We start from the raw sequence: 26,726 nt of genomic DNA, 5'->3' as shown, positions 1-26,726 counted from the left end.
TAAGGGTCATGTGCGGCTCCATTGAATGAGTTGACCGGTCAGTCTAGTCTTAAGTCCGAAAAAAGCCGCGTGAAAGCGACTTTTGCTGTTCGGCGGCGGCCTGTCCGGGGGGATCAGGCGGCGGGAATCGTCTCGACCGAAAGGCCGAGCGTGCGAAAAATGCCGTCCTTCAGGTCGCGCCGGAGCGGTTCGAGATCGTTCTCGATCCGCGCCAGCATCACGCGGCCCATGAGATAGGTGAACATCTCGTCCGCCTTGGCCTTGACGTCGGACGCGGCGGGCAGCAGGCCCTCCGCGACGAGATCGCGGATGACATTCTGGTAGTAGCGGGTCTTGTGTCGCCGCTGTTCATCGAATTTGGCGCGGATTTCCGGCTCCTGCGCCCCCATTTCCGACCCGAGGGACGCACAGGGGCAGCCACAGGCGTGGCCATATTTCTCCGCCGCCTGCTTCTGGCTGTCGTAGATGAAGGCGGCGAGCTCTTCGAGCCGCTGCAAGGGCGGAGAGGCCGGCGAGAAGATGCGGTCGTAGGTGGCGCGCAACTCCTTGTCGGCATGGTCCATGGCGGCGACGGCGAGATCGGCCTTGGACGGGAAGAAGTGATAAAAGCTGCCCTTGCGCACATCCGCGGCCTTGCAGATGTCGTCGACGCTGACGGACCCATAGCTGCTGCGCCAGATCAACTCCAGCGCGGCGGCGATCAGCCGTCTCTTGGTTTCGGGAATTTGGCCGCCCATCACATTGCTCCTGACAGGCAATTTAGTCCTGTTGACCAAATAGTCAAGAGCGCTGCGACTGTCGTTTTTCTGCGTTCAGACCCAGACCCAAACAGCTAGATCCCGGCGCCGATGGACGCGCCGCCGGCCGCGGACGGCGACAGCGCGCGCAGCGCATCGCGGCACGCCTGTTCGCAGGCGTGGCAGGTTTCGGCGCAGATGCGGCAGTGATCGTGCTTCTCGGCATGGCCCTGACACGCGGCGCCGCAGGCCCGGCATGCGTCGCAACAGACCTGGATCACCTGCCGAAGCACGCGGTCATCGCCATCGCCGGCGCGCCGGCCGCCGACGCGCGCCATGACGTCGCAGAGATCGGCGCAATCGAGATTGAGCCTGATGCAGCGCACGAGTTCGGCGACCATCGGCTCGCCCAGACAGGCGTCGGCGCAGATGCGGCAGCTTTCCGCGCAGTCGATGCAGGCTTCGATGCAAAGCTCCAGCGGTTCGGCGAGCCCGTGGGCGTGTGCGGGATGGGATGACAGCATGGATTGGATGTGCATGAGCGACCTCTCTGGCTCCGGCGCGCGCGCGCATCCCCAGGAACTCGGCCGCGTCGAGCGGCGTTCCGAACGCGCCTTGTTTTCAGGGAGAGGCGGATGCGTGTGTGCGAGACCATGACCCGAGACGTCCAGGTGGCGCAGGCCGACGACACGATCGCGCGGGCGGCCGAACTGATGGCGGCGCATGACGCCGGGGTGCTGCCCGTCCGCGACAACGGGCGCCTTGTGGGCATCATCACCGACCGCGACATCGCCGTGCGCGCCGTCGCCGCGCGAAAGGGGCCGGAGACTCCCATCCGCGAGGTGATGTCGCGCGACGTGACCTTTTGCTTTGAGGACCAGGATATCGAAACGGTGGCGCGCGCCATGGGCGAGGTTCAGCTCAGGCGCCTGCCGGTGATGGATCGCGGCAAAAGGCTGGTTGGCATTGTCTCGATCGGCGACGTGGCGGTGGTTGCGCCGGAGGCGGCGGCGGGCGGCGCGCTGATCGGCATTTGCCGCCCCGGCGGCGCGCACAATCAGACATGATGGTGTTCGGCGACGGCGAGCGCAAAACCTCGCCGCACGCCGAGATCGCGCGCATTCGCGGCATGGATTTTTCTTCGCGCGAAGCGGACGAAATCACCTGCGCCTTCATTCTCGCCTGCGAACTGGCGCAGGGTTTGGCCGACTCAGGCTTTGAAACCATGCAGGTCCCGCGCGCCTTCGCCCAGCTTTTGCTTGACGGACCGGAGGGCGACGCCGCTCCCGCGCTGGAGGCGCTCGAAACCCTGGCGGCTTCGCCCTTGCCGGACCGCATTACCTGCCGGCGCCAGGAAGGTTTCGCCTTCTACGGGCTCCAGCCCGCCCGTTACGCCCAGGCCGCCCAACAAGCCAGGGGCGTGGAGGCGGTGATCGGCATTCGCAGCATTGGCGTGGCCCTCGCGGCCTTGATCGCTGCAGCGACGCATGCGCCCTTCGTGACCAGCGTGCGGCCGGAGGGCCCGCCGTTTCGGCGCGCATGCCGTTTTTCGCCGGACGTGGCCGCGCGGCTGAAGGCGACCACGGGCGTGATCGCGGTGGCGGACGAAGGGCCTGGCCTTTCCGGAAGTTCGTTCCTGTCGGTGGTCCGGGCGCTGGCGGATGTGGGTGTCCCGCTCTCCCGCATAAATCTGTTTCCGTCGCACGGCCACGGACCGGGACCGGAAGCCGACCCGCCCATGCGCCAAATCTGGGACACGCTCGTCCGCCATGTCGCGGAGGACGACGACAAACCCTGGGCGCAATGGACCGACATCACCGGCCCCTTGCGCGCGCCGCCGCGCGACCTCACCGGCGGCGCGTGGCGGCGCGCGCGAAAAGGCCTCGACCAAGCCCCCTCCGCGCCAATGTGGGAGCGGCGCAAATTTCTTCTCGAGGGCGCGCGCGGGACCTTCGTGTTGCGCTTCGCCGGGCTCGGCCCCTACGGGCGCGAAATTTTTCCGCGCGCAAAAATGCTGGGGCAAAGCGGCTTCTCCCCTCGCCCGCTCGGCTTTCGCGGCGGCTATCTCATCGAGGAATGGATCGCCGACGCCATGCCGCTCGACCGCGCGCCACAACCAGACTTCCCCGATCGCCTTGCAGATTATCTCGCCTTTCGCGGCGGCTTGCCCGCGGGTCCACATGGCGGCGCCGCGCTGGTCACGCTGGCCGAGATGCTCTGCCGAAACACCAAGCTCGCCCTGGGCGTCGACCTCCCGAAGCGCGACTGGGCGGCGCGGGCAAAAAGACTCGAAGGCAGGGTGCGCCGCGTCGCCACCGACAACCGCCTTCACGCCTGGGAATGGCTGAACACGAACGGGCGCATCTTGAAGGCCGACGCCAGCGACCATTGCGCCGACCACACGCTGATTGGCGGCCAGGACCTGGCCTGGGACGTCGCCGGCGCCCTCTGCGAATTCGCGCTCGACGAGGAAGCCCTGCTCCATCGGCTCGCGCAGCGGGGCTGCTGCATCGACCGCGACCTGCTCGCCTTCCTGCGTCCCTGCTATCTCGCCTTCCGGTCCGGGCTTTGGCGCATGTCCATGGACCAGCGCGCAGCCGCCGCCCTCTACGAAGGCTATCGCGCGCAGCTCGCGGAACAGCTGCAGCTCAATACTTCAGCTCAAGAACCCTCTTTATAATCAAATGTGAAGCTGGAACCGTCGCGCGCGACTCTCCGTTGTCAGCTCATATTGACATGTCACTAGGGTTCAATGGAGTTGCCCATGTCCGAAGGCAAGACCACCACCGACCACGCGACGATCCGCCAGTGGGTGGAGGCGCGCGGCGGTCGTCCCGCGCGGGTGAAGGGCACCGGCAGCGCGCGCGACGCCGGCCTGCTCCGCGTCGATTTCGGTCCGCAGGAAGACCGGCTGGAGCCGATCAGCTGGGAACAGTTTTTCGAGACCTTCGAGCGCAGCAAGCTGGCTTTTCTCTACCAGGACAACCAGGACAGCCGCTTCACAAAACTCATCCGCCGGCACAGCCACTGAGTCGGCGCCCATGTCGAACATTCTCATCACCGGCGGGGCCGGCTTCATCGGCCGCCATGTCGCGCGCGCGCTTCTCGCCAGGGGCGACAAGGTGCGGCTCTACGATGCGCTGATCGCGCAGGTCCATTCAGGCGCAGCCGATGCGCCGCCCAACGGCGCCGAATTGGTCGTCGGCGACATCCGCGACGCCGCCCGCCTGCGTGAGGCGCTGGCCGGGGTCGACAAGGTGATCCACCTCGCTGCGGAAGTCGGCGTGGGTCAAAGCATGTACGCCATCGACCGCTATGTCGGCGCCAATGATCTTGGCACCGCCGTCTTGCTGCAGGCGCTGACCAGCACACCGGTCGCGCGCGTGGTCGTCGCCTCGTCGATGAGCATCTATGGCGAAGGTCTTTATCGCGACGCAGAGGGACGCCCAGTCGAGGAGGTTTCGCGGGAGGGCGCGAGACCGGGCCATTGGGACCTGCCTGATCTCACGCCCGCGCCCACGCCGGAGAGCAAGCGCCCCAACCTCGCCTCGGTCTATGCCTTGACGAAATTCGTGCAGGAACGGCTGACCCTCAGCGTCTGCGCCGCCTATGGCATGGAGGCCGTGGCGCTGCGGCTGTTCAACGTCTACGGGCCGGGACAGGCGCTTTCAAATCCCTATACCGGCGTGCTCGCCATCTTTGCGTCGCGGCTGCTCAACGGACGGCCGCCGCTGGTGTTCGAGGATGGGCTGCAACAGCGCGATTTCGTCCATGTCTCCGATGTCGCCGCAGCCTTCCTCGCCGCACTCGATGCGCCGCAAGCCGCGGGCCAGGTCTATAATATCGGCAGCGGCGAGCGGCGCACGATTCTGGATGTGGCGCGCACGCTGGCGCAGGCGATGGCGCGCCCCGAAATCGCCCCCGAGCTCACGGAAAAATGCCGCGCCGGCGACATCCGCCATTGCTTTGCCGACATTTCCAAGGCCAAGGCCGAACTCGGCTTCACGCCGCGCGTCGAATTTTCCGACGGCCTCGCCGAGCTGGTGGACTGGCTGCGCGCGCAAAGCGCGGTGGACGGCGCCGAAGAGGCGCGGCGCGAGCTGGAAGCGCGGGGGCTGGTGGCATGAGCGCGCCCGTTTCCAGCGCGCAAGCGCCCATTGTCGTCACCGGCGGCGCCGGCTTCATCGGCGCCAATCTCGCCGATAGGCTCGCCAGCGACGGCGAGCATGTCCTGGTGTTCGACACGCTCGCGCGGCCCGGCGTCGAGCGTAATGTGGCCTGGCTCAAGCGCCGCCATCACGGCCGCATCGCGTTCCGGCGCGCCGACATTCGCGACCTCAACGCCTGCGCCGAAGCCGTTTGCGGCGCCACGGCGGTGTTTCATTTCGCCGCGCAGGTGGCGGTGACGACCAGCCTGGAAAATCCGGTCGAGGATTTCGCCGTCAATGTCTGCGGCGCCATCGGGCTCCTCGAAATCCTGCGGCGGCGCTCGCCGCGCACGCCGCTGATTTTCGCCAGCACCAACAAGGTCTATGGCGATCTCGCCGAGGTGCCGCTGCGCCTGAGCGATGAGGCCTACAGGCCGGTCGACGCATCGCTGGCGGCGAACGGGGTGAACGAAACCCAAAAACTCGATTTTCATACGCCCTACGGCTGCTCGAAAGGCGCTGCGGACCAATATGTGCTCGATTACGCGCGCTGCTTCGGCCTGCGCACGTCCGTGCTGCGCATGAGCTGCATCTACGGACCGCGCCAGATGGGCACGGAGGACCAGGGCTGGATCGCGCATGTCCTGCGCCGCGTGTTTTCCGGCGAGGCGATCACCATTCATGGCGATGGCCGCCAGGTCCGCGACGCGCTTTATGTCGATGACGCCGTGAGCGCCTATGCCGCCGCGTTGACACGCATCGACGACATTGCGGGCTGCGTCTTCAACCTCGGCGGCGGCCCCGCCAACGCCGTCTCGCTGCGGGACGTGATCGCCTGCGCGGAAAACCTGTTCCAACGCCCGGCGCGCCTGGTCTTCGAGCCCTGGCGCGCCGGCGATCAACGCTGGTACGTGTCGGATGCGCGCCGGGCGCGCGACGCGCTGGCGCTCGCCGATCCCCTGCCCTGGCGCGACGGCCTCGCGCGGCTCGCGGACTGGATCGCGGCCGAGGCGCCTCAAGCCCGTGCGGAGGCTTAAGATGCGCGTGGCGCTGGTCAATCCCTGCTGGCGGTTCGACCGCTCCATCTATTTCGGCTGCCGCGCGCCGCATCTGCCGCTCGAACTCGGCTACGCCAAGGATTTCTTGGACCGCGCGGGCCATGACACGCTGCTCTGCGACGGCGGCCTGATGGGACAGGACAATGACGTTTTGGCGCGCGAGGTCAAAGATTTTGGCGCCGATCTCACCGTGGTCGCCACCGCGCCCAGCTATCTGTTCTGGCGCTGCGCCCCGCCCGAATTGCGCTCGCCCCGCGCCTTCCTGCTGGCCCTTGGCGAGGAGGGCGGCCGCAAGATCATTGTCGGTCCCCATGGCTCGGCGACGCCGGAGACCACGCTGACAAAACTCGGCGCGGATATTGTCGTGCGCGGCGAATGCGAGGAAGCCATCGTCGAGATCGCGCAAAAACCTGTCGCGGACATTCCCGGCCTCGCCTTTCGCGACAACGGAGTCATCAAGGTCAATGGCGACCCGCGCGCAGCGCGCTTCACCGACCAGCCGGCGCTGTCATGGCCGGACGAATGGATCGCCGCGCATCCGCACCATCACCACCGCTTCGACGCCCAGCCCGACGGCCCCGGCGCGGAAGTGGAGGCGTCGCGCGGCTGTCCCTATCATTGCAGCTTCTGCGCCAAGATCGACTTTCGCGAGTCCTACCGCCGTCGCGACCTCTCGCCGCTGCTGCACGAAATCGACCGCCTGATCGCCCAGGGCGTGACCTATCTCTATTTCATCGACGAAATCTTTCTTCCGCAAAAAGCCCTGCTCGAAGCCATGGCGTCGCGACAAATCCCGTTCGGCATCCAGACGCGGATCGATTTGTGGAAACGCGACATGCTTGACCTGCTCGGGCAGGCGCGCTGCGTCTCCATCGAAGCCGGCGTCGAAAGCCTGACGCCGCAGGGGCGCGCGGCGCTGGACAAGAATTGCCGCGTGTCCACCGACGAACTGGCCGCGCGGCTGATCCATGCGCGCAAGCGAATCCCCTTCGTGCAAGCCAATCTCATTCAATCCCCGGGCGACGACCTCTCTCTCGTTCACGACTGGCGCGAAAAACTCAGCGCCGCCGGCGTCTGGGCCAACGATCCCGTACCGCTCTACCCCTATCCGTCCTCCCCCGACTACCGCCGTCTCTGGGGCGCGCCGGACGGCGAAGCCTGGGAGCGCTCGCACGCCTGGTATCTGCGCGAGCACGCGCGCTTCAGCGACATCCAGGACGATTCCCCCCTCCCCCTGCCGGTGCTGGAGGCGTCATGCGCGCACTGCCGCTAAAACTGTTCATGACCGCAGACGCCGTCGGCGGCGTGTTCACCTATGCCCTCGACCTCTTGCGCAGGCAAACACGCCTCGGCGTGCGCGCCACGCTCGCCGTGCTTGGCCCGGGCCTGAGCGAGGCACAACTCGCCGCCGCGCGCGCAGTGGACGGGCTGGACATCATCGAAACCGGGCTGCCGCTCGACTGGCTCGCCTCATCGCCGCAGGAAATTCTGTCGACCGCGGAACAGGTCGCGGCGCTCGCCCGCAACAGCGGCGCCGACCTCGTCCATCTGAACACCCCCACTTGCGCCCTGGCCAGCTTTGACGCGCCGGTGGTCTGCGCCCTGCACTCGTGCCTCGCGAGCTGGTGGGCGAGCGTCGAGGGCGGCGCGCTCCCGCAAGATTTCGTCTGGCGCACGCAGATGCTGCGCGACGCCCTGCGCCGCGCCGACGCCGTCATCTGCCCCAGCCGCGCTTATGCGGCCCGCGTCTGCGATCTCTACCGCATCGCCCCCTTCGTCGTGCACAATGGCCGCGCCGCCCCAACGCCGCCCGCCTTCCCGCCGCCCGCCGCGCCCGCTTTCGCCTTTTCCGCCGGGCGGCTGTGGGATCGGGGCAAGAACGCCGCAACGCTCGACGAAGCCGCAGGCGAAATGCGCCTGCCCCTGCTGCTGGCCGGCCCCTGCGCCAGCCCGCAAGGCGAGCGCTTTTCCGCCAGGCGGGCGCGGCTCACCGGCGCGCTGGAGGCCCCGGTCTTGCGCCAGATTCTCTCGGAACGTCCGGTTTTCCTCTCGGCCGCGCTCTACGAACCTTTCGGCCTCTCCGTGCTCGAGGCCGCGCAAGCCGGCTGCCCGCTGGTCCTCAGCGACATCGAGACCTTTCGCGAACTCTGGCAGGGCGCGGCGCTGTTCGCGCCGCCGCGGCTCGCGAGCGCCTTCGCGGCGAACGTCAACAGGATCGTGGTCGACGGCGACCTGCGCGAGGAGCTGCGCAAGGCGGCGATGCGCCGCGCCCAAACCTACAGCGCGGCGGCGATGGCCGAGGCGACAATGGCGATCTATCGCGCCGCTTTGGCGCGCAACACGGGAGCGGTGGCGTGAAGATCGTCTATTTCACCCATTCGCTGCTGTCGTGCTGGAACCACGGCAACGCCCATTTCTTGCGCGGCGTCTTGCGTGAACTGGCGTTGGCCGGACATGACGTCCGACCGATGGAGCCGGAGTCGTCCTGGAGCCTCGGGCACCTGCTCGCCGAGCATGGCGAGGCGGGGCTCGCCCCCTTTCGCGCGGCCTATCCGGACTTGCGTCCCACGCGCTGGTCGTCGCCGGCGCAGGTTCGCGCGGCGGTGGACGACGCCGATCTCGTGCTCGTCCACGAATGGAACGAACCGCAACTCGTCTCCGCGCTCGGGCGCATGCGGATGCGCGGCGCTCCCTTCACACTGCTGTTCCACGACACCCATCACCGCGCCGTCAGCGATCCCCAGGCGATCCGCGCCTTCGATCTGTCCGGCTATGACGGCGTGCTGGCTTTTGGCGCGGCGCTCGCCGAAATCTACGAAAAAAACGGCTGGAAGGAGCGCGCCTTCATCTGGCATGAGGCGGCGGATACAAGGCTGTTTCGTCCGCCGGACCACGACGTCGCCCGGTCCGGACTGGTATGGATCGGCAATTGGGGCGACGGCGAGCGCAGCGCCGAAATCGAGGATTTTTTGCTCAAGCCCGCGGCGCGCGCGGGACTGCCGCTGGACATTTACGGCGTGCGCTATCCCGACGCGGCGCTCGCGACCTTGCGCAAATACGGCGCGATCTGGCGCGGCTGGCTCGCCAACGCCAGCGCGCCCGAAATTTTTGCAAGACATTTGGCCACCATCCATGTGCCGCGCCGCTATTACACAAGCGTGCTGCCGGGCATCCCAACCATCCGCGTGTTCGAGGCGCTGGCCTGCGGCATCCCGCTCGTCAGCGCGCCCTGGTCGGACAGCGAGGGCCTTTTCCGCCCGGGCGATTTTCTCGTCGCGCGGGACACGGACGAATGCGCCGCGCATCTCGCGCGCTTGCGCGATGACGCCGGTCTTCGCGCCGAACTGGCGGCCAGAGGGCTGGAAACCATTCGCGCGCGGCACAGCTGCGCCCATCGCGCGGCGGAGCTGCTGGCGATCGCGAAAAACCTCTCGAACAGGGAGGCCGCCGCGTGAACATCGCCTTTTACGGATCGAGCCTGCTGTCCTCCTATTGGAATGGCGCCGCCACCTATTATCGCGGCCTGCTGAAAAACCTTTTCGACCTCGGCCATTCCGTCACCTTTTACGAGCCGGACGCCTACCAGCGCCAAGACCATCGCGACATGGAGCCGCCCGACTGGGCGCAGGTCGTGGTCTGGCCGGCGACGCCCGAGGGCCTGCGGCATGTGCTCACGCGCGCCGGCGACGCCGACGTGGTGATCAAGGCGAGCGGCGTCGGCGTGTTCGACGACGAACTTTTGCGCGGAGTGCTGGCGGCGGCGCGGCCGCAGGCGTTGCGGATTTACTGGGATGTGGACGCCCCGGCGACACTGGCGGACATGCGCGCGACCCCGGACCATCCGCTGCGCAGCGCCCTGCCCTCGTTCGACATGGTGCTGACCTATGGCGGCGGCGACCCCGTGGTGCGCGCCTACGAAAAACTTGGCGCGCGGTTCTGCGCGCCCGTCTATAACGCGCTCGATCCCGACACGCATTTTCCTGTCCCGGCGGAGCCGCGCTTCGCCTGCGATCTCGCCTTTCTGGGAAACCGCCTGCCCGACCGCGAGCACCGCGTTGAGACGTTCTTCTTGGCGCCCGCCCGGCGCATGCGGGAAAAAACCTTTCTGCTCGGCGGCAATGGCTGGGGCGACCATGCGACCCCACCCAATGTGCGCCGGACAGGACATGTGTTCACGCGCGACCACAATGCGCTGAACTCCAGCGCGGGCGCCGTGCTCAACATCGCCCGCGACAGCATGGCGGCCAACGGTTTTTCGCCGGCGACCCGCGTGTTCGAGGCCGCCGGCGCCGACGCCTGCCTCATCACCGACGCCTGGGAGGGCATAGACATGTTCCTGGCGCCGGGTCGGGACATCCTGGTCGCGCGCGACGGCGCCGATGTCGAGGCGATCCTCGCCGAACTCACGCCGGCGCAGGCGAGAGCAATGGGCGAGGCGGCGGGCGCGCGCATTCGCCGCGAGCATACTTACGCGCAGCGCGCCGCGCAGGTCGATGTTCTGCTGCGGCGCGCGGCCGAAATGAAACGCGAGAAGGCGGCGTCATGAGCGCCTACGACCTCGTCGTTCTCGGCCTCAGCCTGTCCTCCTCCTGGGGAAATGGCCACGCCACCACCTATCGCGGTCTGCTCAAAGCCTATGCGGCCAAGGGCTTTCGCATCCTGTTCCTGGAGCGCGACCAGCCCTGGTATGCAGAAAACCGCGACCTGCTCGCGCCCGATTATTGCAGTCTCGCGTTTTATCGCGATCTCGACGGGCTCGAAAACTATCGAAACGAGATCGCCAAGGCCGGCGCCGTGATGGTCGGCTCCTATACGCCTGATGGCGCCGCCGTCTGCGCTTTCGTCCAAACTCACGCCCGCGGCGTCACCGCGTTTTACGACATCGACACGCCCGTCACCCTTGCAGCGCTCGATCGTGACGAATGCGCCTATCTCTCGCCAAAGCTCATCCCGGGCTTCGACCTCTACCTGTCCTTCACCGGCGGCCCGATCCTCTCGCACTTCGAACGCGCCTTTGGCGCAAAGGCGGCGCGCACACTCTACTGCGCCGTGGACCCGGAGCTTTACCGGCCCCTGCAAACACAACCGCAATTCGACCTCGGCTATATCGGCACTTACGCCGAAGACCGCCAATCCGTGATCGAGCGGCTGTTGATCGAACCGGCGCGACGCGCGCCCGACCTGCGCTTCATCGTCGCGGGTCCGCAATATCCGGAAACCATCGACTGGCCGGCAAACGTCCTGCGGATCGATCATGTCGCGCCGAGGGATCATTCCGCCTTCTACAACAGCTGCCGCTTCACGCTCAACGCGACGCGGCGCGACATGGTCCGCGCCGGCTATAGCCCGAGCGTGCGGCTGTTCGAGGCGGCGGCCTGCGGCGCGCCGATCATTTCCGACGCCTGGGACGGACTGGAAAGCCTTTTCGCCTTCGGGACCGAGATCACAGTCGCGCGGGACGTCGCCGACGTGTTGCGCGCATTGCGCGAAATATCTGAACCCGAGAGAAAAAAAATAGCGAAACGCGCGCGCGAAAAAGTGCTTGGCGCGCATACCGCGGCGCATCGCGCCGACCAATTGGCGGGCTATATCGCGCAAGCCGCGCGCGCCGCCGCGCCGGCCTGAGGAAGGGGTCGCAATGGGCCAACAGCAAGAGACTGTCGCGCTGGTCGCGGGCGGCGCGGGGTTCATCGGCTCGAACCTCACCGACGCCTTGCTGGCGCGCGGATGGCGGGTGCTGTGTCTCGATAATTTTCTCACTGGCCGATACGACAACTTGCGCCATTTGGAACGTGAGCCGCGCTTCGACATTCTGGACGCCGACGTCACCGAACCGCTGCCGCCGCGGCTCACCCGCTCCGGGCGCCGGATTTCCTACATTTTCAATCTCGCCTGCGCCGCATCGCCTCCGCATTATCAGGCCAATCCCGAACACACGCTGCTGACCAATGTGCTGGGCACATGGCGGCTGCTCGGGCTTGCCCAGGCGCATGGCGCGCGTTTCCTCCAGGCCTCGACCAGCGAGGTCTATGGCGATCCAGAAACCCATCCGCAACGCGAAAGCTATTGGGGCCACGTCAATCCGACGGGGCCGCGCGCCTGCTACGACGAGGGCAAGCGCGCGGCGGAAACCCTGACTTTCGACTTCTTGCGCGCGCAACGCGGGGATGTTCGGGTGGCGCGCATCTTCAACACCTACGGGCCGCGCATGCGCGCCGACGATGGCCGCGTGGTGTCGAACGCCATCACCCAGGCGCTGTCAGGCGACGACATCACCCTTTATGGCGGCGGCGAGCAGACCCGCTCGTTCTGCTATGTCGACGATATGGTGGATGGACTGATGCGGCTGATGCTGCACGAGGACCCCTATCGCGGCGCCATCAATCTCGGCAATCCCGAGGAGATCACGGTGCAGAATCTCGCCGCGCGCGTGCTGCGCCTCACCGGCGCGCGCTCCGGCGTCACTTTTCGGCCTCTGCCGATCGACGACCCGCGCCGGCGCCGCCCCGATATTTCCGTGGCCGAAAAAGTGCTAGGCTGGCGGCCGCGCGTGTCGCTCGATACAGGCCTGAAGCGCACCATCGCGCATTTTTCCGGCGTCGCCCGCGAGGCGGCGATGATCCCGCTCAAACGGCGGGGATCGGTGAAGCCGCCGGCGTGATCCTGTCGCTGGCGTAGCGCCGCACCATGCGCGCGCAAAATTCGGCATATTCCTCGGGGACGAGCGGCGCGCTGGTATGATGCGCGGCCATCCCGCAATGCTCCGGCGTAAAACAAAAGGTGACGGTGACGTCAAAAGGCTCCAGCGCGCCCATCATCCGGTCGAAGAATTTTTCCGCGCCAGGCCGGAAGGAATCGGCCCAGGACAGGCCCGTCCGCAAATGGCGCACGCCCAATCGCTTCATCCAGGCGACGGCCTCGTCAAGGCGCGGATCGTCGAAGCGAAACCATTGCATCAGCCCAAAAGTTTGCGCATGGCGGGCGAAAACCTCCAGCGCCTTCTTCGGCGTTCCATCGGCGCGGATCAGGCCCATGTGGAAATGGCGGTAGTACGAAGACCCTTCCGCCTCCTTGTGGCGGGTGGTGGCGCCCCAGCTCTGCGGGAGATCGAACAGCGAATACCAATGCAGGCGAGGCGCGCGACCCGCCAGCAGCTGAGCGGTGCGCTCCAGCCCCCAGGCCTGCACCTCCTCGGCGCCGAAGCTGGAGACTCCGACTTCGGTCACCCAGATCGGCAGATCGGTCACGGCCTTGATCTCCGCGATCTTCTCAGGCCAATCGTCGATGGCCCAAAGATTCCAGTCGAGCGGAAAGCCATGGACGGCGACGGCGTCGACATGGCCCAGCACGCCGCGTCCCTTCATATTGGCCATGAACGCGGGGTCGATGGGAGAGATGCCGCCGAGCACGCGCGTCAGCGAAGGATTTTCGGCATGGATCGCTTGGCCCGCGAGACCGGCCATTCGTGCGAACAAGGCCCAGTCGGGATCGATCTCCGGGTCCCAATGCGATTTGTTGTTGGGCTCGTTCCAGATCATCGCGGCTTCGATCATCATCTTCCTCGCGCAGGATAGACCGCGCCCTCGCCAGCGGGCGCGCCCGCGCAACGGCACAGGTAGACGTCATCTTCGGGATGGCTTGTGATCTCGAAGCCGGAGGAGCGCAGCATGGCCTCGACGCAGGCCCGATTGGGCGTCCACCAATTGGTGGGATCATGGGCGTAGCGATGCTCGATGAAATGCAGTTTTGGATAATCCGCCCGATCGAACGGGCGCCTGTCGAAGAAATCCGCATCCGCAGGGATCGGCTCGACCTGCATGGAGCCGCGCAACATGCACTGGAACAGCATGGAGCCGCCGACGACATGCTCGCGAATGAGATCGAGCGCGAGCAGCGGATGGCGCAAGTGGTAGAGCACGCCCATGAACAGGACGATATCGAAACGCTCGCCCAGGCTCGCGACATCATAGACCGACATGTTGCGGAATTCGACATCGAGGCCGCAGATGGCGGCGGCAAATCGCGCCTGGCGCAAATAGGCCTTGTCGAAATCGATTCCCACCACGCGGGCGGCGCCGCGCCTCTTCATCTCGAGACTGTAAAAACCGGCGTTGCAGCCGATGTCCAGCACGCTCCGTCCGCAGAGGTCTTGCGGGAGCGCGTGGCAAAACCGATTCCATTTCGCGCGCGGATAATCGCCGAGAAAATGGTCGGGCGCGGTCATCACCCCGTTGAGATCGAGATTGTGGAACCAGGGGCCGAGCGCGGTCACTTGCGTGCGAATTTCGTCGGTCGAGAGCGCCATCACCAGATCACTTCGTTGAGGCCGGCGAGTTTCATCTCCCCCGGCCCCGCAGCGAGGCGGGTGATCGAGGCGAGCGCAATGTCAAAGCGTGGCCCGGCGTCGAGCGGCAAACCAAGAACGCCGCAGACCACGGTTTTTATGACGTCGGCATGGCTCACCAGCGCCACGCGCTCCGCCGTCAAGGTTTTGATATGCGCGAGGGCGCGGGCCTGAACCTGTTCCATGCTGTCGCCGGCCGGCGTGCGCGCCATCGCCCGCTGCTCGTTCCACTTGCGCCACGCGGGGTCGGCGTCGAGCGCGTCAAAAGTCTTGCCGGTCCAGGCGCCGAAATCGATTTCGTCGAGCCCATCGGCGATGCAAGCTTCGCCCAGGCCGCTGGCGCGGGCGATGGCCTCGGCCGTTTCGCGGGTCCGTTCGCGCGGACTGGTTTGGACGGCGTCAAGCTTTTCCGAGGCGAGGCGCTTCGCCAGTCGCTCGGCCTGGGCGCGTCCGGCGGCGCCCAGACGCACGCCCGGCATTCGCCCCGCGAGAAAGCCGCCAACATTGTCATGAGCGGCGTGGCGCACCAACAAAATGGTCCTCACGCCTTTTTCCTCGCAGGCGGGCGTTCGGCGCCGGCGACAAATCGGGCGACAAGCTCCCGCGCCTCGGCGTCGGAAAACTGTTGCGGCGGCGATTTCATGAAATAGCTGGACGGGCCGATCAGCGCGCCCGCCTCGCCGCGATCCATGGCCAGCTTGGCGCAGCGCAGGGCATCGATGACCACGCCGGCCGAATTGGGGGAATCCCAAACCTCCAGCTTCAGTTCGGCGCTGATCGGCGCGCCGCCGAAACCCGAACCCTCCAAGCGAATGAAGGCGAATTTTCGATCCGCCAGCCAGGGCACATAGTCGCTTGGACCGACATGCAGGTTGTCCGCGGGCAGCGGCTCGGCGCATTGGCTGGCGACCGCCTGCGTCTTGGAGATTTTTTTCGAGACCAGGCGTTCGCGCTCGAGCATGTTGCGAAAATCCGCGTTGCCGCCGACATTGAGCTGGTAGGTGCGCTCCAGGCGCACGCCGCGCTCGGCGAACAGACTCGCCAGGACGCGATGGACGATGGTCGCGCCCACCTGGCTCTTCACATCATCGCCGATGATCGGCAGGCCGCGCGCCTCGAATTTCGCGCGCCATTCGGGACGCGAGGCGATGAAAACCGGCAGGCAATTGACCACGCCGCAGCCCGCGCGCAAAGCCTGAGCCATGTAAAATTCCGTCGCGCGCTGCGCCCCCACCGGCAAGTAACAGAGCAGCACGTCGCACCGGCTCTCGCGCAAGACGCGCGCGACATCGCAGGGGCGCGCGGGCGATTCCTCGACCACATCGGCGAGATAGCGGCCGATGCCGTCAAGCGTCGGCCCCCGCGACACCGTCACGCCAAGCGGCGCGACAGTCGCGAAAATCTGCGTGTTGTTCGGGGCGGCATGGATCGCCTCGGCGACGTCGCGGCCAACCTTGGCGGCGCTGACGTCAAAAGCCGCGGCGACCTCGATGTCGCCGACGCGATAGCCGCCGAGATCTGGCGACATCAGCCCGGGAATCGCCGCGCCCGGCGCGGCGTCACGATAATAGGTCAGCCCCTGAATCAGGGAGGACGCGCAATTGCCCACGCCGACCACGCCCAGGCGAATTTTTCCTCCCATGAAACGCTCCGGCGCAAAAGATTGTCAGCACGAACCCAGCTTCAACCCGCGCCTCCCCGCCTTGTTCCCGAGCGGTCACAAATCCGGCGGAACTCAGCGCTTCATCGCGGCGTTGCCAAGACCAACAAGAGCACAAAGACAAACAAGAGCACAAACAAGCGATTGGCCTCCCCATGCCCAGCAACGGCAAGAAACCGGATCGCGCCAAACCGGATCGCGTCGACGTGCAGCGCGCGCAAAAAAAGCTCGCGCGCGCCGCCGGGCTCGTCATCATCCGTCGCGAAAAGCTGGCGATCACGCGCAAGCGCTGCGGGCGCGGCTATCGCTATTTCGATCCCTCCGGCGCCGCCATCGTCGAAAAAACCGTGATCACGCGCCTTGCCGCGCTCGCCGTTCCTCCCGCCTATCGAGACGTGCGCTTCGCCGACGAGCCGCGCGCGCATTTGCAGGCGGTGGGCCGCGACGCCGACGGCCGCGTGCAATACCGCTATCATCCCGACTGGACGCAGGTGCGCGACCAGATCAAAGCGGAGCGGTTGGCGCATTTCGCGCAAGCGCTGCCGCGCATAAGGCGGCGGATCGCCCGCGACCTGCGCGGCGCGCCAGGCGAGCGCACGATGGCTTTGGCCGCCGTGGTGGAGCTGGTGGCGCTCACCGCCATCAGGCCGGGCGGCGAGCGCTATGCCAAGGAGCGCGGCACGCGCGGCGCCGCCACCCTGCTAAAATCCAATTTCTGCGAGAAAGACGGGCTGCTGCAGCTGAGCTTCCGCGCCAAGGGCGGGCGCGATGTGGCCTGCGAAATTTACGACGCGCGATTTCGCGACGTGATCGCCGGGCTGAAGACTCTGCCGGGGCGCCGCATGTTTCAATATCGAAGGAATGGCGAAGCCCGGCCGGTGAGCGCCGCAGATGTCAATCTCTATCTGAAGGCGATTTCCGGCGTCGCGGTTTCGCTCAAGGATTTTCGCACGCTGGTCGCCTCCGCGCGCGTGCTGGAGCAATTGGCGGGCGTCGAGCCCGCGCCCGGCGCGCGGCGGCGCAAGTCGCAGATTCTCGAGGCCGTGCGCGACGCCGCCGCGACCCTGCACAACACGCCCGCCATCTGCCGCAAGAGCTACGTGCTGCCGGCAATCGTCGGCGCCTTCGAGGCCGGCGCGCTATCGCGTTTCTCCGATGCGATCAAGCGCTGCCGCTCTCCGGAGCGACGCGCGGCGCTGCTCGCCGAACTGATCAGGGACGAGGCGTGAGCCGATCGAGCAGCGCGCCAAGCCGGCCTCGTCCGTAAGCGAGCGCCTCGTAGATCGTATAGGCGGCTTGCGCCCAGAAAAGGTAGAGCCAGAGCGCATCGAGGCTGCGCGCCAACAGATAGACGCGCGCGCTGTCGCGCGCGATGCGGCGCCGGGCCCGATAGATGAGCTTGCGCCTGAGCGCCAGATCGGTCGAGGGCGTCACGCGTTTCCGGGGGACGATCCCGTGGCGCCTGCGCAGCGCCAGGCGATAGGCGAGCCCCTCGCGGCGATGGCGCAGTCCCGCGGCTTGCGTGCGCGCAACGAAATCGGCGTCCACGTCGTCGAGCCGCAGCCGCCCTTGCGCCCTCGCCTGTCCCACGAGGTCGAGAAGGACGGGCGAGCGGATCACGACGACATTGGTCCCGCGTCCATCCGAAGCATAGGGCTCGACCCAGGCGTCGCCAAAACTCATGTCCGCGGTCTCGGCCACGACATCGTCGCAGACATCGCAGGCGGGGTGCTGGAAAAAGCCGGCGCCCCAGTCGCCGCCGGCCAGATGCATCCAATCTTTCTCATGCGTCGCGCCCGCCGCGTCGGTGGCGCGGACGCGATACCAATTGGCGGGGCGGCGCGGGTCTTTCACGCGGTAATCGATGCCCGCCAACTCGCCCGGCCGCACGCCGATCTGCCAGGCCAGACTCTCGCCGAAATGCGCGCTTTTCATGTGGCCGCAGAACAGGCCGAGCGTGAAGACGATCCGCGCATGCAACAGCGGGTCGCGGCGGCGCAGCAGATGGACCGCCTTGATGAAACAGGGAACGCCGACGACCGCGTATCGCCCCGGCCGGGCCCGGATTTCCTCAAGAATGGGCCAGAGCGTCACGGGATGATAGCGCGATTTGGCGCCGGCCCTGACATCCTCAACGTTGCGGGAGATTTGATATGCAAACAGCGGCGGTTGCGGCGTGACATGGGCGACGCCATCCACGAGACCTGTGCGCAGAAGTTCGACGGCGACCCAGCTCGCCATGCCGCCCGAACTTCCGTGAGCGCGAAACTCCGGCTCGACGACATGGCCGACGCAGCATTTGTCGAAACGTCCAACCGCCGCCCTGTTGTTTGTCGCAGTTGGAAAACGCCGACGCGAAATCTCGTCCTCGTTGGGCGTTTGCGGTGAGAACGGGCAGATGGCGGAAACGTCCGTCGCGCCAAGCGGCGCGCACCGCCCATAGGCGTCCAGCGCCGTCGGGCCGCAGGCGCCGCAGCCGACACACAGTTCGGAACGTCTCATGTCCTGCGGCGTCACGGCGGAATCGCGCGGGTGAGAAAAGCTTCAGACGTCGCACGCAAACCCGCAAGACGATCTTGAACTTGGACGCCCAGCGGCGCCGACAGCGCTTCCGCGACCGCCCCGGGCGCCGCAGCCAGCCGCGCCTCAAGCCCGAGCAGCGCGCAGAGATCGCGCAGCTTGGTCTCCCGATATGACGTTGCGACGCAGGCGAATGGCTTTTGATAGGCCAGGGCGAAAACGCAGCCGTGAAAGAAGTCGGTCGCGACCGCCGCGCAAGACGCCATGAGCGCGCGAAACAGCTCGGGGTCGGCGTCGATCCGCTGCTCGTCCGTCCAGGCGTTGCGATAGCCGATGCTCACGAGCCTGAACCCGCGCCTCCGCGCCCAGGCGCTGGCGGCTGCAGCGAACCAGTCGGGAAAGCCGTGGCCGTAGACCACGACGAAGGGACTCGCCGCGACATCCGCCTGCGGCGGGTTGAGGAGGCAAGGATCAAGCACGATGTCCGGTTCGGGAAGACCGGCTTGAACGAGCAGCTTCCGGCTGGTGAGATCGCGCGCGGACAGCGCGGAAAAATTCGCGAGCCTGGCGCGCCAGGGCGGATCAAGCGCCCCGCCATTGCCAAAGCTTGCAGCATAGGCGACGCGCGGCGGTCGAAAACCTTCGCCGAAAAAGGCGGGGACGCCGCCGTACCAGGGGTGGCGCAGATTGAAAATCTCGTCGCTGCCGATCAGGATGAGATCGCACTGTTCGGCCTTTTCCGGCGCGTCCAGCGGAAAGCGCGCAGACAAAGGCAGGCGTTCCACAGCCGTGCGAAAGCCGCGGATTTTTCGCATATGGGCTCGCACGTCCTCGTGCGTCTGCTGGGGCGCGAGCGCGCAGCGCAGTTCGGCGCGGCGCGCGGCGAAGGAGGCGTGGTCGAGCAAGACCGCGCGCCTTCGCCGGCCAACCCATTCGAGCAGGCAACGCGCCTGCCAATAGGACCCGTAGTTCACGCATCGATGAAAGGTGAGGAGGCCCACCGGCGCCATGGCTCACGCCAGCCCGGCGAGCTGCCGGATCGCCTGGGGCGCGAAAGCGCCCAGCGCCGCCCCCCTCGCGTTGAGCGCGTCGAGCGTCTCCGGCTTTTCCTCGAACAGCGTCATGGCTTCTCGACGATCAAGCCGACATCGCCCACGCGCGACAGCACCGAAAAAGCCGCGGAAGCGCCGGCGCGCAAAATTTTCAAATCAAGCACGCCGTCGCGCAGGCTGATGTGGCGGATGACCAGTTCATCCAAAAAGTCCGGAAGGGACGGACGGTCGAAGGTGACGCGACCGCGGCCTACATCGAAGCCAAGACCCAGGGCCGCCTGCATCAAGGCGAAAGGCGCGGCGGACGCCCAGGCTTGTGGCGCGCAAGCAACCGGATAAGAAACCGGCCCCAGGTTGCGGGCTCGTGGAAAACCGCAGAACAATTCGGGGAGGCGCCGCAGGTCGAAAGAGATGGAGGCGCGAAACAGGCCCTCGAAGATCCGCAGCGCCTCGGCCTTGAAACCGTATCGCGCAAAACCCATGGCGATCAGCGAATTGTCGTGCGGCCAGACCGAGCCATTGTGATAGCTCATCGGATTGTAGCGGGCGGATTCCGCCGAAAGCGTGCGCACGCCCCAGCCGGAAAACGAGGCGGTCGACATCAGCGCCTCGACCACCCGGCCCGCCCGCTCGGGTCGGGCGACGCCGGTGAACAGGGCGTGGCCGGCGTTGGAGCTGCGCACGCGACAAGGCCGCTTCTCGCCATCGAGCGCGAGCACATAGGTCCCCAAGCCTGCGTCGAAAAAAGCGGCGTCGAAACGGTCGCGCAACACGCCCGCGCGCGCCTCATGCGCCGCGGCCTCGCGGTCGAGCCCGAGGGCGCGGGCCAGACGCGCGGCGCCGAGCCAGGCGGCGTAAACATAGGCCTGCACTTCGACCAGCGCGATCGGGCCTTTCGCCAAAGACCCGTCTTCGTGGGAAATGCTGTCGTGGCTGTCCTTCCAGCCCTGATTGGCAAGGCCTTCGTCGGTCTGGCGGTGGTATTCGACAAAACCGTCGCCATCGCGATCGCCGTGAACGGCGATCCAATCCAGCGCCGCCTTGAGCGAAGACCAAAGCGCGCGCACGGTTTCGACATCGCCGGTGCGCTCGAAATAACTCGCCGCGAGCATGACGAACAGCGGCGTGGAATCCACGGATCCGTAATAGCGCCGGAACGGAACTTCGCCCAATTCGGCCATTTCGCCGTAGCGGACCTCATGAAGGATCTTGCCCGGCTCGGCGTCGGCTACGGCGTCGAAATCCTTGGCCTGGTTGGCGGCGAGATGCAGCAGCACGCCGCGCGCGATGGTGGGGTCCATCCACAGGGTCTGGAAGGCGGTGATCAGCGCGTCCCGGCCGAACACCGTGCTGAACCAGGGCACGCCCGCGTAAGGATAGGCGCCCTCCGGCGTGTCGGTGACGAGAATGGCGAGATCGCTGGCGGCGCGGTGGAGGCCGTCGTTAAAATATTGGTTGGAGGAGGTGGCGACGGCGGCGCGCGCGTTGCGCTCGCGAAGCCGCGCGCGCGCGCTGTGCAGCGCCGAGCGAAAAGCCTGCCGGGCGGACCGGCCGCCGTCGCGCGCCTCGCAGCTGATCTCGATATAGAGGCCGAGGGTTTCGCCGGGGCCCAGCGCGATGCGGTACAGCGCCCGTTCGCCGCTCAGTTCCGAGGGCCTCGGCTCGAATTGCAGCACGGTGCGCCGTGTCCGCCCGTCGAGGCCGGTATAGGCGAGCGCGACGCTGTCCTGCGCCACCCTGGGAGCGTGGAACTCGCCCTTTCGCGCGCGCCGCGCGCCGCGCACTTCGAACAGATCGGCGAAATCCGCGGAAAAATCGAAGGCGATCTCAATGTCGCGGGGCGCCACGTCAAAATTGTGCAGCGTCAGGCAATCGTGGCACGCCGCGCCGAACAGAAAACGCTGGCGGCGCAGGTGAATGAGACTGTGCTGCAAATCCGCCGATCCGTCTCGCGCGGCGAGATGCGGATTGGTCATGTCGCAGGTGAAAGTGGCGTTGTCCTCGCGCACCGTCGAACTCAGCAGCAGCGGCCGCACGTTGCAAAAGCTGAGGAACAATTTCGAGAGATGGCGGGTGTCGCGGTGGAACAGGCCGAGATTGCCGCCAAGCTCCGGCGCAGCATCGCCATGCGCGTCGAACACCGCGAACGTGTCTTCGCTCTTGAGGCTGCGCGGGGTGATCTCGATATGCGACGTCTCAGCCGCGATCACATAGTCCAGCGCCGTCGGGTCTACGACGTCCTTCACCGCTTCAGAGAGAGGCATTGTAGTGACCGTTGATCGCCGGGATCGGAGTCCTGGCCTTGGCGAAAATCCGCATGCGCTGGTAGATCTCGACATAGTCGCTGGCCATGCGCTCGGCGGAAAAACGCCGTTCGAAAGTGCGGCGGATCACGGCGCGGTCGAGCGTCCGCACGTCCTCCACGCGCTTGACCGCCTCGTCGATGCTGCCGACCAGAAAGCCGGTGACGCCATCCTCGATCACCTCGGGCACGGAGCCATGGCGGTAGGCGATGACCGGCGTCCCGCACGCCAGCGCCTCGATCATCACCAGACCGAACGGCTCCGGCCAATCGATGGGAAACAGCAGCGCCCGCGCGCCGCCGAGAAATAGCGCCTTTTCGCGTTCGTCGATCTCGCCGACATATTCGACGTTCGGCGCGGCCTTCACCATGGGCGCGATCTTCTGCTCCCAATACTCCATGTCGGCGCTGTCGATCTTGGCCGCGATCTTCAGCGGCGCGCCGGCGCGCACTGCGATTTCGATCGCCCGGTCGGGCCGCTTCTCCGGCGAGATGCGTCCCAAAAAGGCGAGATAGCCGTTGTCCGACGCCGAGAAGGGCAGCAGGCTGACGGGCAGGCCGTGGTGGACCGTGCCCACCCAATTGGCGTCGGGGATCGGCTTGCGCTGATGCTGCGAAATCGACACCAGCGGGAATTCCTCGAACATTTCGTGCATGCGCACCAGCAGCGGCAGGTCGAGGCGGCCGTGCATGGTCGTCAGGCAGCGCGCGGTATGATCGCGCAGCATGGCGTAATGCAAGAGATCGAGGTGGACATGGACGATGTCGAAAGCGCGAACGCCGCGCCGCACCTCCTCCAGCATGATCAGATGGCTGGCGAGCGGATCCTTCGGCGCGGGCGCGAGGCGCAGGCCCATTTCGCACATCGGCCGCAAGTCGGCTTGCGTGAATGAATCCGCGCTGGCGAACAGCGTGACCTCATGGCCGGCCCGAACCAGCTCCTCCGTGAGATAGGAGACGATGCGCTCCGTTCCGCCGTAACGTTTCGGGGGCACGCTCTCCATCAGAGGCGCAATCTGGGCGATCCGCATGGTCAACTCCTGGCCGCGTGCAACGATGTGTGATTTCGGAAAATCCTTTTTTAGACAACGTCGTACAGCGCCTCAGGTTTCGCCTGAGGCAAGATTTTGTGAGAGCGCCGCCGCCGACCGTACGGGCCGGCGACGGCGCCAAATCGCCGTGCGATTCAAATCCCGCGAGCGCTCGCGCGGGCGTCACGCAGCCTTCTTGTTGATGCTGGAATCGGCGAGCCGGGTGAGCAAGGCGTCGGTTTCCTTCTCCTCCTTGAGCGTCTCCTCGAGCAGCGGCACCGCATCCTTCATGCCGAGCTGCTGCGCCCAGGTCTTCAAGGTGCCATAGCGCGAGATCTCATAATGTTCGACGGCCTGCGCGGAGGCGAGGAGTCCCGCATCCAGCGTCTCGGCGCCGCTGAAATCCTCCATCACTTCCTTGGCCTCTTCGAGCATGCCGACGATGGCGTGGCATTCCTTGCCGCGCGAGGCCTTGCCGACCATTTCAAAGACTTTTTCGAGACGTTCGATCTGATCTTCCGTCTGCTCCCGATGGTGCTGGAACGCCTCGCGCAATTCATTGGAATGCGCGGCTTTCGCCATCTTCGGCAAGGCGCGCAGAATCTGCTTTTCGGCGTAGTAGATGTCCTTGAGCGTCTCGGTGAAGAGATCCTGAAGCTGTTTTTCCTGAGGCATGGGTTTGTCCTTCATTGTGGTCCCGGCCAAAAACCTTGCGCCGGCGGCGGGGTTCCCAGCGGTCTGACATTTCGCGTCTAGGTTGGACGCTCTTCCTGCTCCGCCTTGGCGGCGCGCACCTCCTGCTTGAGTTCGCCCAGTTCGGCCTCCGTCAATTCCTCGGCCGCCACCACCCGATCGGTGGCGTGAGCGGTGGCGCGCACGAGTTCATCGAGCTTGAGGTGAATGGCCGCGGTATCGCGGTTCTGCGAGGTCTGGATCAGGAACACCATCAGCAGCGTAACGATGCTGCTGCTGGTGTTGATCACCAGCTGCCAGGTGTCACTGAAGCCGAACACCGGTCCCGTGACCGCCCAGACGACGACATAGAGCACCGCCAACGCGAATGCGTTGGGGTGGCCGCTCAGCAGCGACATTCTGGTGGCGAATCGGCGAAACCGGTCGGCGTGACTCGAGGCCTCGCCGACCGAAGGGCTGACGCTCATGGAAACAGCCGCTCCTATTTCTGCGCGTGTGCGCCGAGGTCCTCGGCCATCTTCAAGTGCTTCTGCAGCGTGGGAACGTTCTGCTCCGCCCATTTCTTCAGGTCGGCGTTGTCGCCGCTCTTGGCGTAACGCTCGAACACGTCCACCGTATCCTTGTGGCCGCTATATTGGTCGTCACGATAACGACGATCGAAATCCGCGCCTTGCAGCGTCTTCAGCTTGTCCAGCATGGACTGCTGCGCCGCGCTCACGCCGGTGGGAATGGTGACTTTGATCTGTTTGGATTGCACGAGATCCTTCAGCTCGGTGTCCAGCTTTTGATGATCCTCGATCATTTTCGACGCGAAGGTCTTCGACATCTGGTCGCCGCGTTCCTGCGCGAGCTGGCTCGATTGGATTTCAAACTGCCCGGAATTGGCGGCCTGGGTGACAAAATCCTGCGTCGTCGGCGCAAGGCCCAGGGCGGAGTTGATGCCGAGCTTTTCGCCGGTGGTTTCGGCAAGCGCCACGGTGCTGACCAGAGCAAAGGCGGTGAGCATAGCAATTCTTCGCATGGTGTTCTCCCCTGACACCGGAATGCAACGGGACACAATCAGCTTTGTTCCCTCGCTCATCGACGTAATCTGAGCGCCGTCAGCGCCTCAACCACCGCCATTTCGCTCTGCTGGTCACTTTTTTGCTTGGCAACCCGCTCCTCACAACGCGCGTTTCTTTGCTCAAGCTTGAAGCCCGCCCAAATGACGCTTGAACCCTCGGGATCGGACATTGCCTTGCGATTGGCTTTGACGCTGCTGGCTTGCGGCGCGCTGGGCCTCGACCGCAGTTCGCGCGGGCGGACGGCGGGCCTGAGAACGTTGATCCTGGTGGGGCTCGCGGCCGCGACCGCGACGATCCTGATGAGCCTGTTGACGCCGCTGTCGGGAAAGGCGCCGGATTCCTTCGTCATGCTCGACCCCATGCGGCTGCCGCTTGGAATCCTCACCGGCATGGGCTTCATCGGCGGCGGCGTCATTCTCAAGCGCGGCGACCTCGTCATCGGCGTCACCACCGCCGCCACCCTTTGGCTCGCCACAGTGCTCGGACTTTGCTTCGGCGCGGGCGAGCTCCAACTCGGCGGCGCGGCGGCCGGGCTGGGACTCGCCACCGTCTGGGGACTGAAGCGCGTCGAGGAGAGACTGCCGCGCGAGCACCGCGCCGTCGCGCGTCTCACGCCCCTGTCGGATGGCAAGGGCTTCGAGGAGATCGAGCAGCGCGCGGCCGCGCTCAATTATCGAATCCGGCCGCTCGGGCGCCGCCGCGAGGCGGAGACGACCACGCTCGTCTGCGAAATCATCTGGACCGGCGCGCGCCGCTTCCCCCTCGATCTCATGCGCGAACTCGACGCCATCGCCGTGGTGCATTCGCTCGACATCCCGGCCGAGCCGGAATGATGTTTCTCGCATGGAACTGGCGTCGCGATCGGGCGTTCGTCGTCGTCTGCATCGAAGGAGCCGCATATGGGCGAAGCCTTTTTCCGCATTGCGCCCGCCGGCGACGAATGGCGCCTTGACTCCGAGCAGGAAGATCAGGCGCAGCACGTCGCCTACATGACCAAGGAGGCGGCCTTCGAAGCCGCCGTCGTCGCGGCGACGCGGGCGATGCGCCAGGCTCACGCCGTGCACATCACCGTCGATCCCGCGCCAAACGTCCTGGCCGGCCAGGACCAGAACCGGCCAAACCCGAACTGAACCCTCGAAAGAACAACCATGGCGCAAGCTTTCCGACCCCTCGCCGTCGTCACCGGCGCCTCGAGCGGCATAGGCCTTGGCCTTGCCCGCTGCTGCGCCAGCGCCGGCCATGATCTGGTGATCGCCGCGGATGACGCGGAGATCGAAAAGGCCGCACTTTCGCTGCGAAGTTTTGGAGTCGCCGTCGAGGCGGTCGAGGCCGATCTTTCCACGAAGGACGGCGTCGATCTGCTCTGCAACGCCGTGAGCTGGGGCGGACGCGCGCCGGAAATTTTATGCGCCAACGCCGGGATCGGGCTGGGCGGCGGCTTCTTGGACCAGGACCTTGCGAAGGCGCTGAAGGTCGTGGACACCAATGTCAGTGGAACCCTGCGGCTCCTGCACCGGATGGGCCGCGACATGCGCGCCAATGGAGCCGGCCGCATCCTGATCACCGGCTCGATCGCCGGCTTCACGCCTGGCGCGTTCCAGGCGGTGTACAACGGCACCAAAGCGTTCCTGGACTCGTTCTCCTTCGCCCTGCGCGCCGAGTTGGAGGGGTCGGGCGTGAGCGTCACCTGCCTGATGCCCGGCGTGACCGACACCGAATTTTTCGCCCGCGCCGAACTCGAAGACACGAAACTCGCTCATTCGAAAAAGGACGACCCCGACGAGGTCGCCCGCATCGGCTTCGACGCCATGATGCGCGGCGAGGGCGATGTGGTGAGTGGCTGGTCGAACAAGCTGAAGACGGCGCTGGCGCTGATCACCCCCGCCGAAATGCTGGCGCGGACCCACAAGCGCGAAGCTGAGCCCGGATCGGCGCGAAAGGAGTGAGCATGAAGCAGGCGAGCGAGAAGGAGCGGCGCGACGCGCTGAAGGCGCAAAGCCGGCGCGAGGGCCAGCAGCCCTATGCGACCGAGCTGGACGACCGCAACCACGAGCAGGCGAAGAAGGAAGAGAAGGACAAAAAGACCGAGGGCGGCCCTCACGGACCGCCCTCGTAAC

Annotated in this window: 29 protein-coding genes; 16 read left to right on the top strand and 13 right to left on the bottom strand. The window is 66.1% G+C overall.

What is annotated here, in order from left to right:
- Nucleotides 1-113 precede the first annotated feature (113 nt).
- Both M2320_RS15575 and M2320_RS15570 read right to left on the bottom strand, forming a co-directional pair.
- The gene (locus M2320_RS15575) at nt 114-737 is read right to left on the bottom strand and encodes a TetR/AcrR family transcriptional regulator (protein ID WP_264598047.1); all 624 of its coding nucleotides are present in this window, start codon (nt 735-737) and stop codon (nt 114-116) included.
- A gap of 95 nt (nt 738-832) precedes the next feature.
- A complete protein-coding gene (locus M2320_RS15570) occupies nt 833-1,276 on the bottom strand; it encodes a four-helix bundle copper-binding protein (protein ID WP_184427102.1) in 444 nt (147 codons plus the stop codon).
- A 96-nt stretch (nt 1,277-1,372) separates the two neighbouring features.
- On the opposite strand from M2320_RS15570, the gene M2320_RS15565 reads away from it, so the two are divergent.
- The 11 genes from M2320_RS15565 to M2320_RS15515 all read left to right on the top strand — a co-directional run bounded on the left by M2320_RS15565 (nt 1,373) and on the right by M2320_RS15515 (nt 12,604).
- A complete protein-coding gene (locus M2320_RS15565; RefSeq protein ID WP_184427101.1) occupies nt 1,373-1,804 on the top strand; it encodes a CBS domain-containing protein in 432 nt (143 codons plus the stop codon).
- The gene (locus M2320_RS15560) at nt 1,801-3,417 is read left to right on the top strand and encodes a hypothetical protein (RefSeq protein ID WP_264598046.1); all 1,617 of its coding nucleotides are present in this window, start codon (nt 1,801-1,803) and stop codon (nt 3,415-3,417) included. Before M2320_RS15565 ends, M2320_RS15560 begins: the two co-directional genes overlap by 4 nt.
- 84 nt (nt 3,418-3,501) lie before the next feature.
- On the top strand, nt 3,502-3,768 hold the full coding sequence (locus M2320_RS15555) for a hypothetical protein (protein WP_264598045.1): 267 nt from the start codon (nt 3,502-3,504) through the stop codon (nt 3,766-3,768).
- Nucleotides 3,769-3,778: 10 nt separating this feature from the next.
- Nucleotides 3,779-4,864: an NAD-dependent epimerase/dehydratase family protein gene (locus M2320_RS15550; protein WP_264598044.1), complete on the top strand. Its 1,086-nt coding sequence runs from the start codon at nt 3,779-3,781 to the stop codon at nt 4,862-4,864.
- Nucleotides 4,861-5,922 (top strand): NAD-dependent epimerase/dehydratase family protein, encoded by a 1,062-nt coding sequence (locus M2320_RS15545; RefSeq protein WP_264598043.1) that lies wholly within the window; start codon nt 4,861-4,863, stop codon nt 5,920-5,922. The genes M2320_RS15550 and M2320_RS15545 overlap by 4 nt, the downstream gene beginning before the upstream one ends.
- Before the next feature lies 1 nt (nt 5,923).
- On the top strand, nt 5,924-7,216 hold the full coding sequence (locus tag M2320_RS15540; protein WP_264598042.1) for a TIGR04295 family B12-binding domain-containing radical SAM protein: 1,293 nt from the start codon (nt 5,924-5,926) through the stop codon (nt 7,214-7,216).
- Nucleotides 7,198-8,301, top strand: a complete 1,104-nt coding sequence (locus M2320_RS15535) for a glycosyltransferase family 4 protein (RefSeq protein WP_264598041.1) — start codon at nt 7,198-7,200, stop codon at nt 8,299-8,301. Before M2320_RS15540 ends, M2320_RS15535 begins: the two co-directional genes overlap by 19 nt.
- Complete coding sequence (locus M2320_RS15530) at nt 8,298-9,398, top strand: CgeB family protein (RefSeq protein ID WP_264598040.1); 1,101 nt, start codon at nt 8,298-8,300, stop codon at nt 9,396-9,398. The genes M2320_RS15535 and M2320_RS15530 overlap by 4 nt, the downstream gene beginning before the upstream one ends.
- Nucleotides 9,395-10,489 carry a CgeB family protein gene (locus M2320_RS15525; RefSeq protein WP_264598039.1) on the top strand — a complete coding sequence of 365 codons (1,095 nt, stop codon included), beginning with the start codon at nt 9,395-9,397 and terminating at the stop codon, nt 10,487-10,489. Before M2320_RS15530 ends, M2320_RS15525 begins: the two co-directional genes overlap by 4 nt.
- Nucleotides 10,486-11,568, top strand: coding sequence for a CgeB family protein (locus M2320_RS15520; RefSeq protein WP_264598038.1), 1,083 nt, complete (start codon nt 10,486-10,488; stop codon nt 11,566-11,568). The genes M2320_RS15525 and M2320_RS15520 overlap by 4 nt, the downstream gene beginning before the upstream one ends.
- Nucleotides 11,569-11,581: 13 nt before the next feature.
- Nucleotides 11,582-12,604, top strand: a complete 1,023-nt coding sequence (locus M2320_RS15515) for a UDP-glucuronic acid decarboxylase family protein (RefSeq protein ID WP_264598037.1) — start codon at nt 11,582-11,584, stop codon at nt 12,602-12,604.
- Here M2320_RS15515 and M2320_RS15510 read toward each other — a convergent pair.
- The 4 genes from M2320_RS15510 to M2320_RS15495 are packed head-to-tail and all read right to left on the bottom strand — an operon-like array spanning nt 12,570 to nt 15,929.
- A complete protein-coding gene (locus tag M2320_RS15510) occupies nt 12,570-13,496 on the bottom strand; it encodes a glycosyl hydrolase (RefSeq protein ID WP_264598036.1) in 927 nt (308 codons plus the stop codon). The two genes, M2320_RS15515 and M2320_RS15510, sit on opposite strands and share 35 nt — an antisense overlap.
- Nucleotides 13,496-14,248: a TIGR04290 family methyltransferase gene (locus M2320_RS15505; protein ID WP_264598035.1), complete on the bottom strand. Its 753-nt coding sequence runs from the start codon at nt 14,246-14,248 to the stop codon at nt 13,496-13,498. The genes M2320_RS15510 and M2320_RS15505 overlap by 1 nt, the downstream gene beginning before the upstream one ends.
- On the bottom strand, nt 14,248-14,832 hold the full coding sequence (locus M2320_RS15500) for a histidine phosphatase family protein (RefSeq protein ID WP_264598034.1): 585 nt from the start codon (nt 14,830-14,832) through the stop codon (nt 14,248-14,250). Before M2320_RS15500 ends, M2320_RS15505 begins: the two co-directional genes overlap by 1 nt.
- Nucleotides 14,829-15,929 (bottom strand): inositol-3-phosphate synthase, encoded by a 1,101-nt coding sequence (locus M2320_RS15495; RefSeq protein WP_264598033.1) that lies wholly within the window; start codon nt 15,927-15,929, stop codon nt 14,829-14,831. The genes M2320_RS15500 and M2320_RS15495 overlap by 4 nt, the downstream gene beginning before the upstream one ends.
- A gap of 173 nt (nt 15,930-16,102) precedes the next feature.
- Here M2320_RS15495 and M2320_RS15490 point away from each other — a divergent pair, with 173 nt between their 5' ends.
- Nucleotides 16,103-17,176 carry a DNA topoisomerase IB gene (locus M2320_RS15490; RefSeq protein WP_264598032.1) on the top strand — a complete coding sequence of 358 codons (1,074 nt, stop codon included), beginning with the start codon at nt 16,103-16,105 and terminating at the stop codon, nt 17,174-17,176.
- Here the strand turns inward: M2320_RS15490 and M2320_RS15485 are convergent.
- The 7 genes from M2320_RS15485 to M2320_RS15455 all read right to left on the bottom strand — a co-directional run bounded on the left by M2320_RS15485 (nt 17,160) and on the right by M2320_RS15455 (nt 24,566).
- A complete protein-coding gene (locus M2320_RS15485; protein WP_264598031.1) occupies nt 17,160-18,449 on the bottom strand; it encodes a Coenzyme F420 hydrogenase/dehydrogenase, beta subunit C-terminal domain in 1,290 nt (429 codons plus the stop codon). The two genes, M2320_RS15490 and M2320_RS15485, sit on opposite strands and share 17 nt — an antisense overlap.
- A gap of 11 nt (nt 18,450-18,460) precedes the next feature.
- Entirely contained in the window at nt 18,461-19,477 is a 1,017-nt protein-coding gene (locus M2320_RS15480; protein ID WP_264598030.1) for a polysaccharide pyruvyl transferase family protein, read from the bottom strand.
- Between the two features lie 110 nt (nt 19,478-19,587).
- Nucleotides 19,588-21,783 carry an amylo-alpha-1,6-glucosidase gene (locus tag M2320_RS15475; RefSeq protein ID WP_264598029.1) on the bottom strand — a complete coding sequence of 732 codons (2,196 nt, stop codon included), beginning with the start codon at nt 21,781-21,783 and terminating at the stop codon, nt 19,588-19,590.
- Complete coding sequence (locus tag M2320_RS15470) at nt 21,770-22,852, bottom strand: glycosyltransferase family 4 protein (protein WP_264598028.1); 1,083 nt, start codon at nt 22,850-22,852, stop codon at nt 21,770-21,772. The genes M2320_RS15475 and M2320_RS15470 overlap by 14 nt, the downstream gene beginning before the upstream one ends.
- A gap of 183 nt (nt 22,853-23,035) precedes the next feature.
- Complete coding sequence (locus M2320_RS15465; protein ID WP_264598027.1) at nt 23,036-23,527, bottom strand: ferritin-like domain-containing protein; 492 nt, start codon at nt 23,525-23,527, stop codon at nt 23,036-23,038.
- Between the two features lie 77 nt (nt 23,528-23,604).
- Nucleotides 23,605-24,012 carry a low affinity iron permease family protein gene (locus tag M2320_RS15460; protein WP_184427080.1) on the bottom strand — a complete coding sequence of 136 codons (408 nt, stop codon included), beginning with the start codon at nt 24,010-24,012 and terminating at the stop codon, nt 23,605-23,607.
- Nucleotides 24,013-24,026: 14 nt separating this feature from the next.
- Nucleotides 24,027-24,566, bottom strand: a complete 540-nt coding sequence (locus tag M2320_RS15455) for a DUF4142 domain-containing protein (protein ID WP_184427079.1) — start codon at nt 24,564-24,566, stop codon at nt 24,027-24,029.
- Nucleotides 24,567-24,749: 183 nt separating this feature from the next.
- Between M2320_RS15455 and M2320_RS15450 the strand changes: the two genes are divergently transcribed.
- From M2320_RS15450 to M2320_RS15435, 4 genes are all read left to right on the top strand, one after another.
- Nucleotides 24,750-25,442 (top strand): MgtC/SapB family protein, encoded by a 693-nt coding sequence (locus tag M2320_RS15450; RefSeq protein WP_264598026.1) that lies wholly within the window; start codon nt 24,750-24,752, stop codon nt 25,440-25,442.
- A gap of 66 nt (nt 25,443-25,508) precedes the next feature.
- Complete coding sequence (locus M2320_RS15445; protein ID WP_264598025.1) at nt 25,509-25,739, top strand: hypothetical protein; 231 nt, start codon at nt 25,509-25,511, stop codon at nt 25,737-25,739.
- 18 nt (nt 25,740-25,757) lie between these two features.
- Nucleotides 25,758-26,555 carry an SDR family NAD(P)-dependent oxidoreductase gene (locus M2320_RS15440; RefSeq protein WP_264598024.1) on the top strand — a complete coding sequence of 266 codons (798 nt, stop codon included), beginning with the start codon at nt 25,758-25,760 and terminating at the stop codon, nt 26,553-26,555.
- Nucleotides 26,556-26,557: 2 nt separating this feature from the next.
- Complete coding sequence (locus M2320_RS15435; protein ID WP_184427075.1) at nt 26,558-26,725, top strand: hypothetical protein; 168 nt, start codon at nt 26,558-26,560, stop codon at nt 26,723-26,725.
- The last annotated feature ends 1 nt before the right edge of the window (nt 26,726 follow it).

Source organism: Rhodoblastus acidophilus (assembly GCF_025961575.1).
Classification (GTDB): Bacteria; Pseudomonadota; Alphaproteobacteria; order Rhizobiales; family Beijerinckiaceae; genus Rhodoblastus; species Rhodoblastus acidophilus_C.
Note: the sequence above shows the minus strand (reverse complement) of the source record. Positions and strands in the feature narration are given on the sequence as shown.

What these genes read in the sequence shown, in the direction of transcription:
- M2320_RS15575 (WP_264598047.1), bottom strand. Translation starts at nt 737, where the DNA reads ATGGGCGGCCAAATTCCCGAAACCAAGAGACGGCTGATCGCCGCCGCG.
- M2320_RS15570 (WP_184427102.1), bottom strand. Translation starts at nt 1,276, where the DNA reads ATGCACATCCAATCCATGCTGTCATCCCATCCCGCACACGCCCACGGG.
- M2320_RS15565 (WP_184427101.1), top strand. Translation starts at nt 1,373, where the DNA reads ATGCGTGTGTGCGAGACCATGACCCGAGACGTCCAGGTGGCGCAGGCC.
- M2320_RS15560 (WP_264598046.1), top strand. Translation starts at nt 1,801, where the DNA reads ATGATGGTGTTCGGCGACGGCGAGCGCAAAACCTCGCCGCACGCCGAG.
- M2320_RS15555 (WP_264598045.1), top strand. Translation starts at nt 3,502, where the DNA reads ATGTCCGAAGGCAAGACCACCACCGACCACGCGACGATCCGCCAGTGG.
- M2320_RS15550 (WP_264598044.1), top strand. Translation starts at nt 3,779, where the DNA reads ATGTCGAACATTCTCATCACCGGCGGGGCCGGCTTCATCGGCCGCCAT.
- M2320_RS15545 (WP_264598043.1), top strand. Translation starts at nt 4,861, where the DNA reads ATGAGCGCGCCCGTTTCCAGCGCGCAAGCGCCCATTGTCGTCACCGGC.
- M2320_RS15540 (WP_264598042.1), top strand. Translation starts at nt 5,924, where the DNA reads ATGCGCGTGGCGCTGGTCAATCCCTGCTGGCGGTTCGACCGCTCCATC.
- M2320_RS15535 (WP_264598041.1), top strand. Translation starts at nt 7,198, where the DNA reads ATGCGCGCACTGCCGCTAAAACTGTTCATGACCGCAGACGCCGTCGGC.
- M2320_RS15520 (WP_264598038.1), top strand. Translation starts at nt 10,486, where the DNA reads ATGAGCGCCTACGACCTCGTCGTTCTCGGCCTCAGCCTGTCCTCCTCC.
- M2320_RS15515 (WP_264598037.1), top strand. Translation starts at nt 11,582, where the DNA reads ATGGGCCAACAGCAAGAGACTGTCGCGCTGGTCGCGGGCGGCGCGGGG.
- M2320_RS15510 (WP_264598036.1), bottom strand. Translation starts at nt 13,496, where the DNA reads ATGATCGAAGCCGCGATGATCTGGAACGAGCCCAACAACAAATCGCAT.
- M2320_RS15505 (WP_264598035.1), bottom strand. Translation starts at nt 14,248, where the DNA reads ATGGCGCTCTCGACCGACGAAATTCGCACGCAAGTGACCGCGCTCGGC.
- M2320_RS15495 (WP_264598033.1), bottom strand. Translation starts at nt 15,929, where the DNA reads ATGGGAGGAAAAATTCGCCTGGGCGTGGTCGGCGTGGGCAATTGCGCG.
- M2320_RS15490 (WP_264598032.1), top strand. Translation starts at nt 16,103, where the DNA reads ATGCCCAGCAACGGCAAGAAACCGGATCGCGCCAAACCGGATCGCGTC.
- M2320_RS15485 (WP_264598031.1), bottom strand. Translation starts at nt 18,449, where the DNA reads ATGAGACGTTCCGAACTGTGTGTCGGCTGCGGCGCCTGCGGCCCGACG.
- M2320_RS15480 (WP_264598030.1), bottom strand. Translation starts at nt 19,477, where the DNA reads ATGGCGCCGGTGGGCCTCCTCACCTTTCATCGATGCGTGAACTACGGG.
- M2320_RS15475 (WP_264598029.1), bottom strand. Translation starts at nt 21,783, where the DNA reads ATGCCTCTCTCTGAAGCGGTGAAGGACGTCGTAGACCCGACGGCGCTG.
- M2320_RS15470 (WP_264598028.1), bottom strand. Translation starts at nt 22,852, where the DNA reads ATGCGGATCGCCCAGATTGCGCCTCTGATGGAGAGCGTGCCCCCGAAA.
- M2320_RS15465 (WP_264598027.1), bottom strand. Translation starts at nt 23,527, where the DNA reads ATGCCTCAGGAAAAACAGCTTCAGGATCTCTTCACCGAGACGCTCAAG.
- M2320_RS15460 (WP_184427080.1), bottom strand. Translation starts at nt 24,012, where the DNA reads ATGAGCGTCAGCCCTTCGGTCGGCGAGGCCTCGAGTCACGCCGACCGG.
- M2320_RS15455 (WP_184427079.1), bottom strand. Translation starts at nt 24,566, where the DNA reads ATGCGAAGAATTGCTATGCTCACCGCCTTTGCTCTGGTCAGCACCGTG.
- M2320_RS15450 (WP_264598026.1), top strand. Translation starts at nt 24,750, where the DNA reads ATGACGCTTGAACCCTCGGGATCGGACATTGCCTTGCGATTGGCTTTG.
- M2320_RS15445 (WP_264598025.1), top strand. Translation starts at nt 25,509, where the DNA reads ATGGGCGAAGCCTTTTTCCGCATTGCGCCCGCCGGCGACGAATGGCGC.
- M2320_RS15440 (WP_264598024.1), top strand. Translation starts at nt 25,758, where the DNA reads ATGGCGCAAGCTTTCCGACCCCTCGCCGTCGTCACCGGCGCCTCGAGC.
- M2320_RS15435 (WP_184427075.1), top strand. Translation starts at nt 26,558, where the DNA reads ATGAAGCAGGCGAGCGAGAAGGAGCGGCGCGACGCGCTGAAGGCGCAA.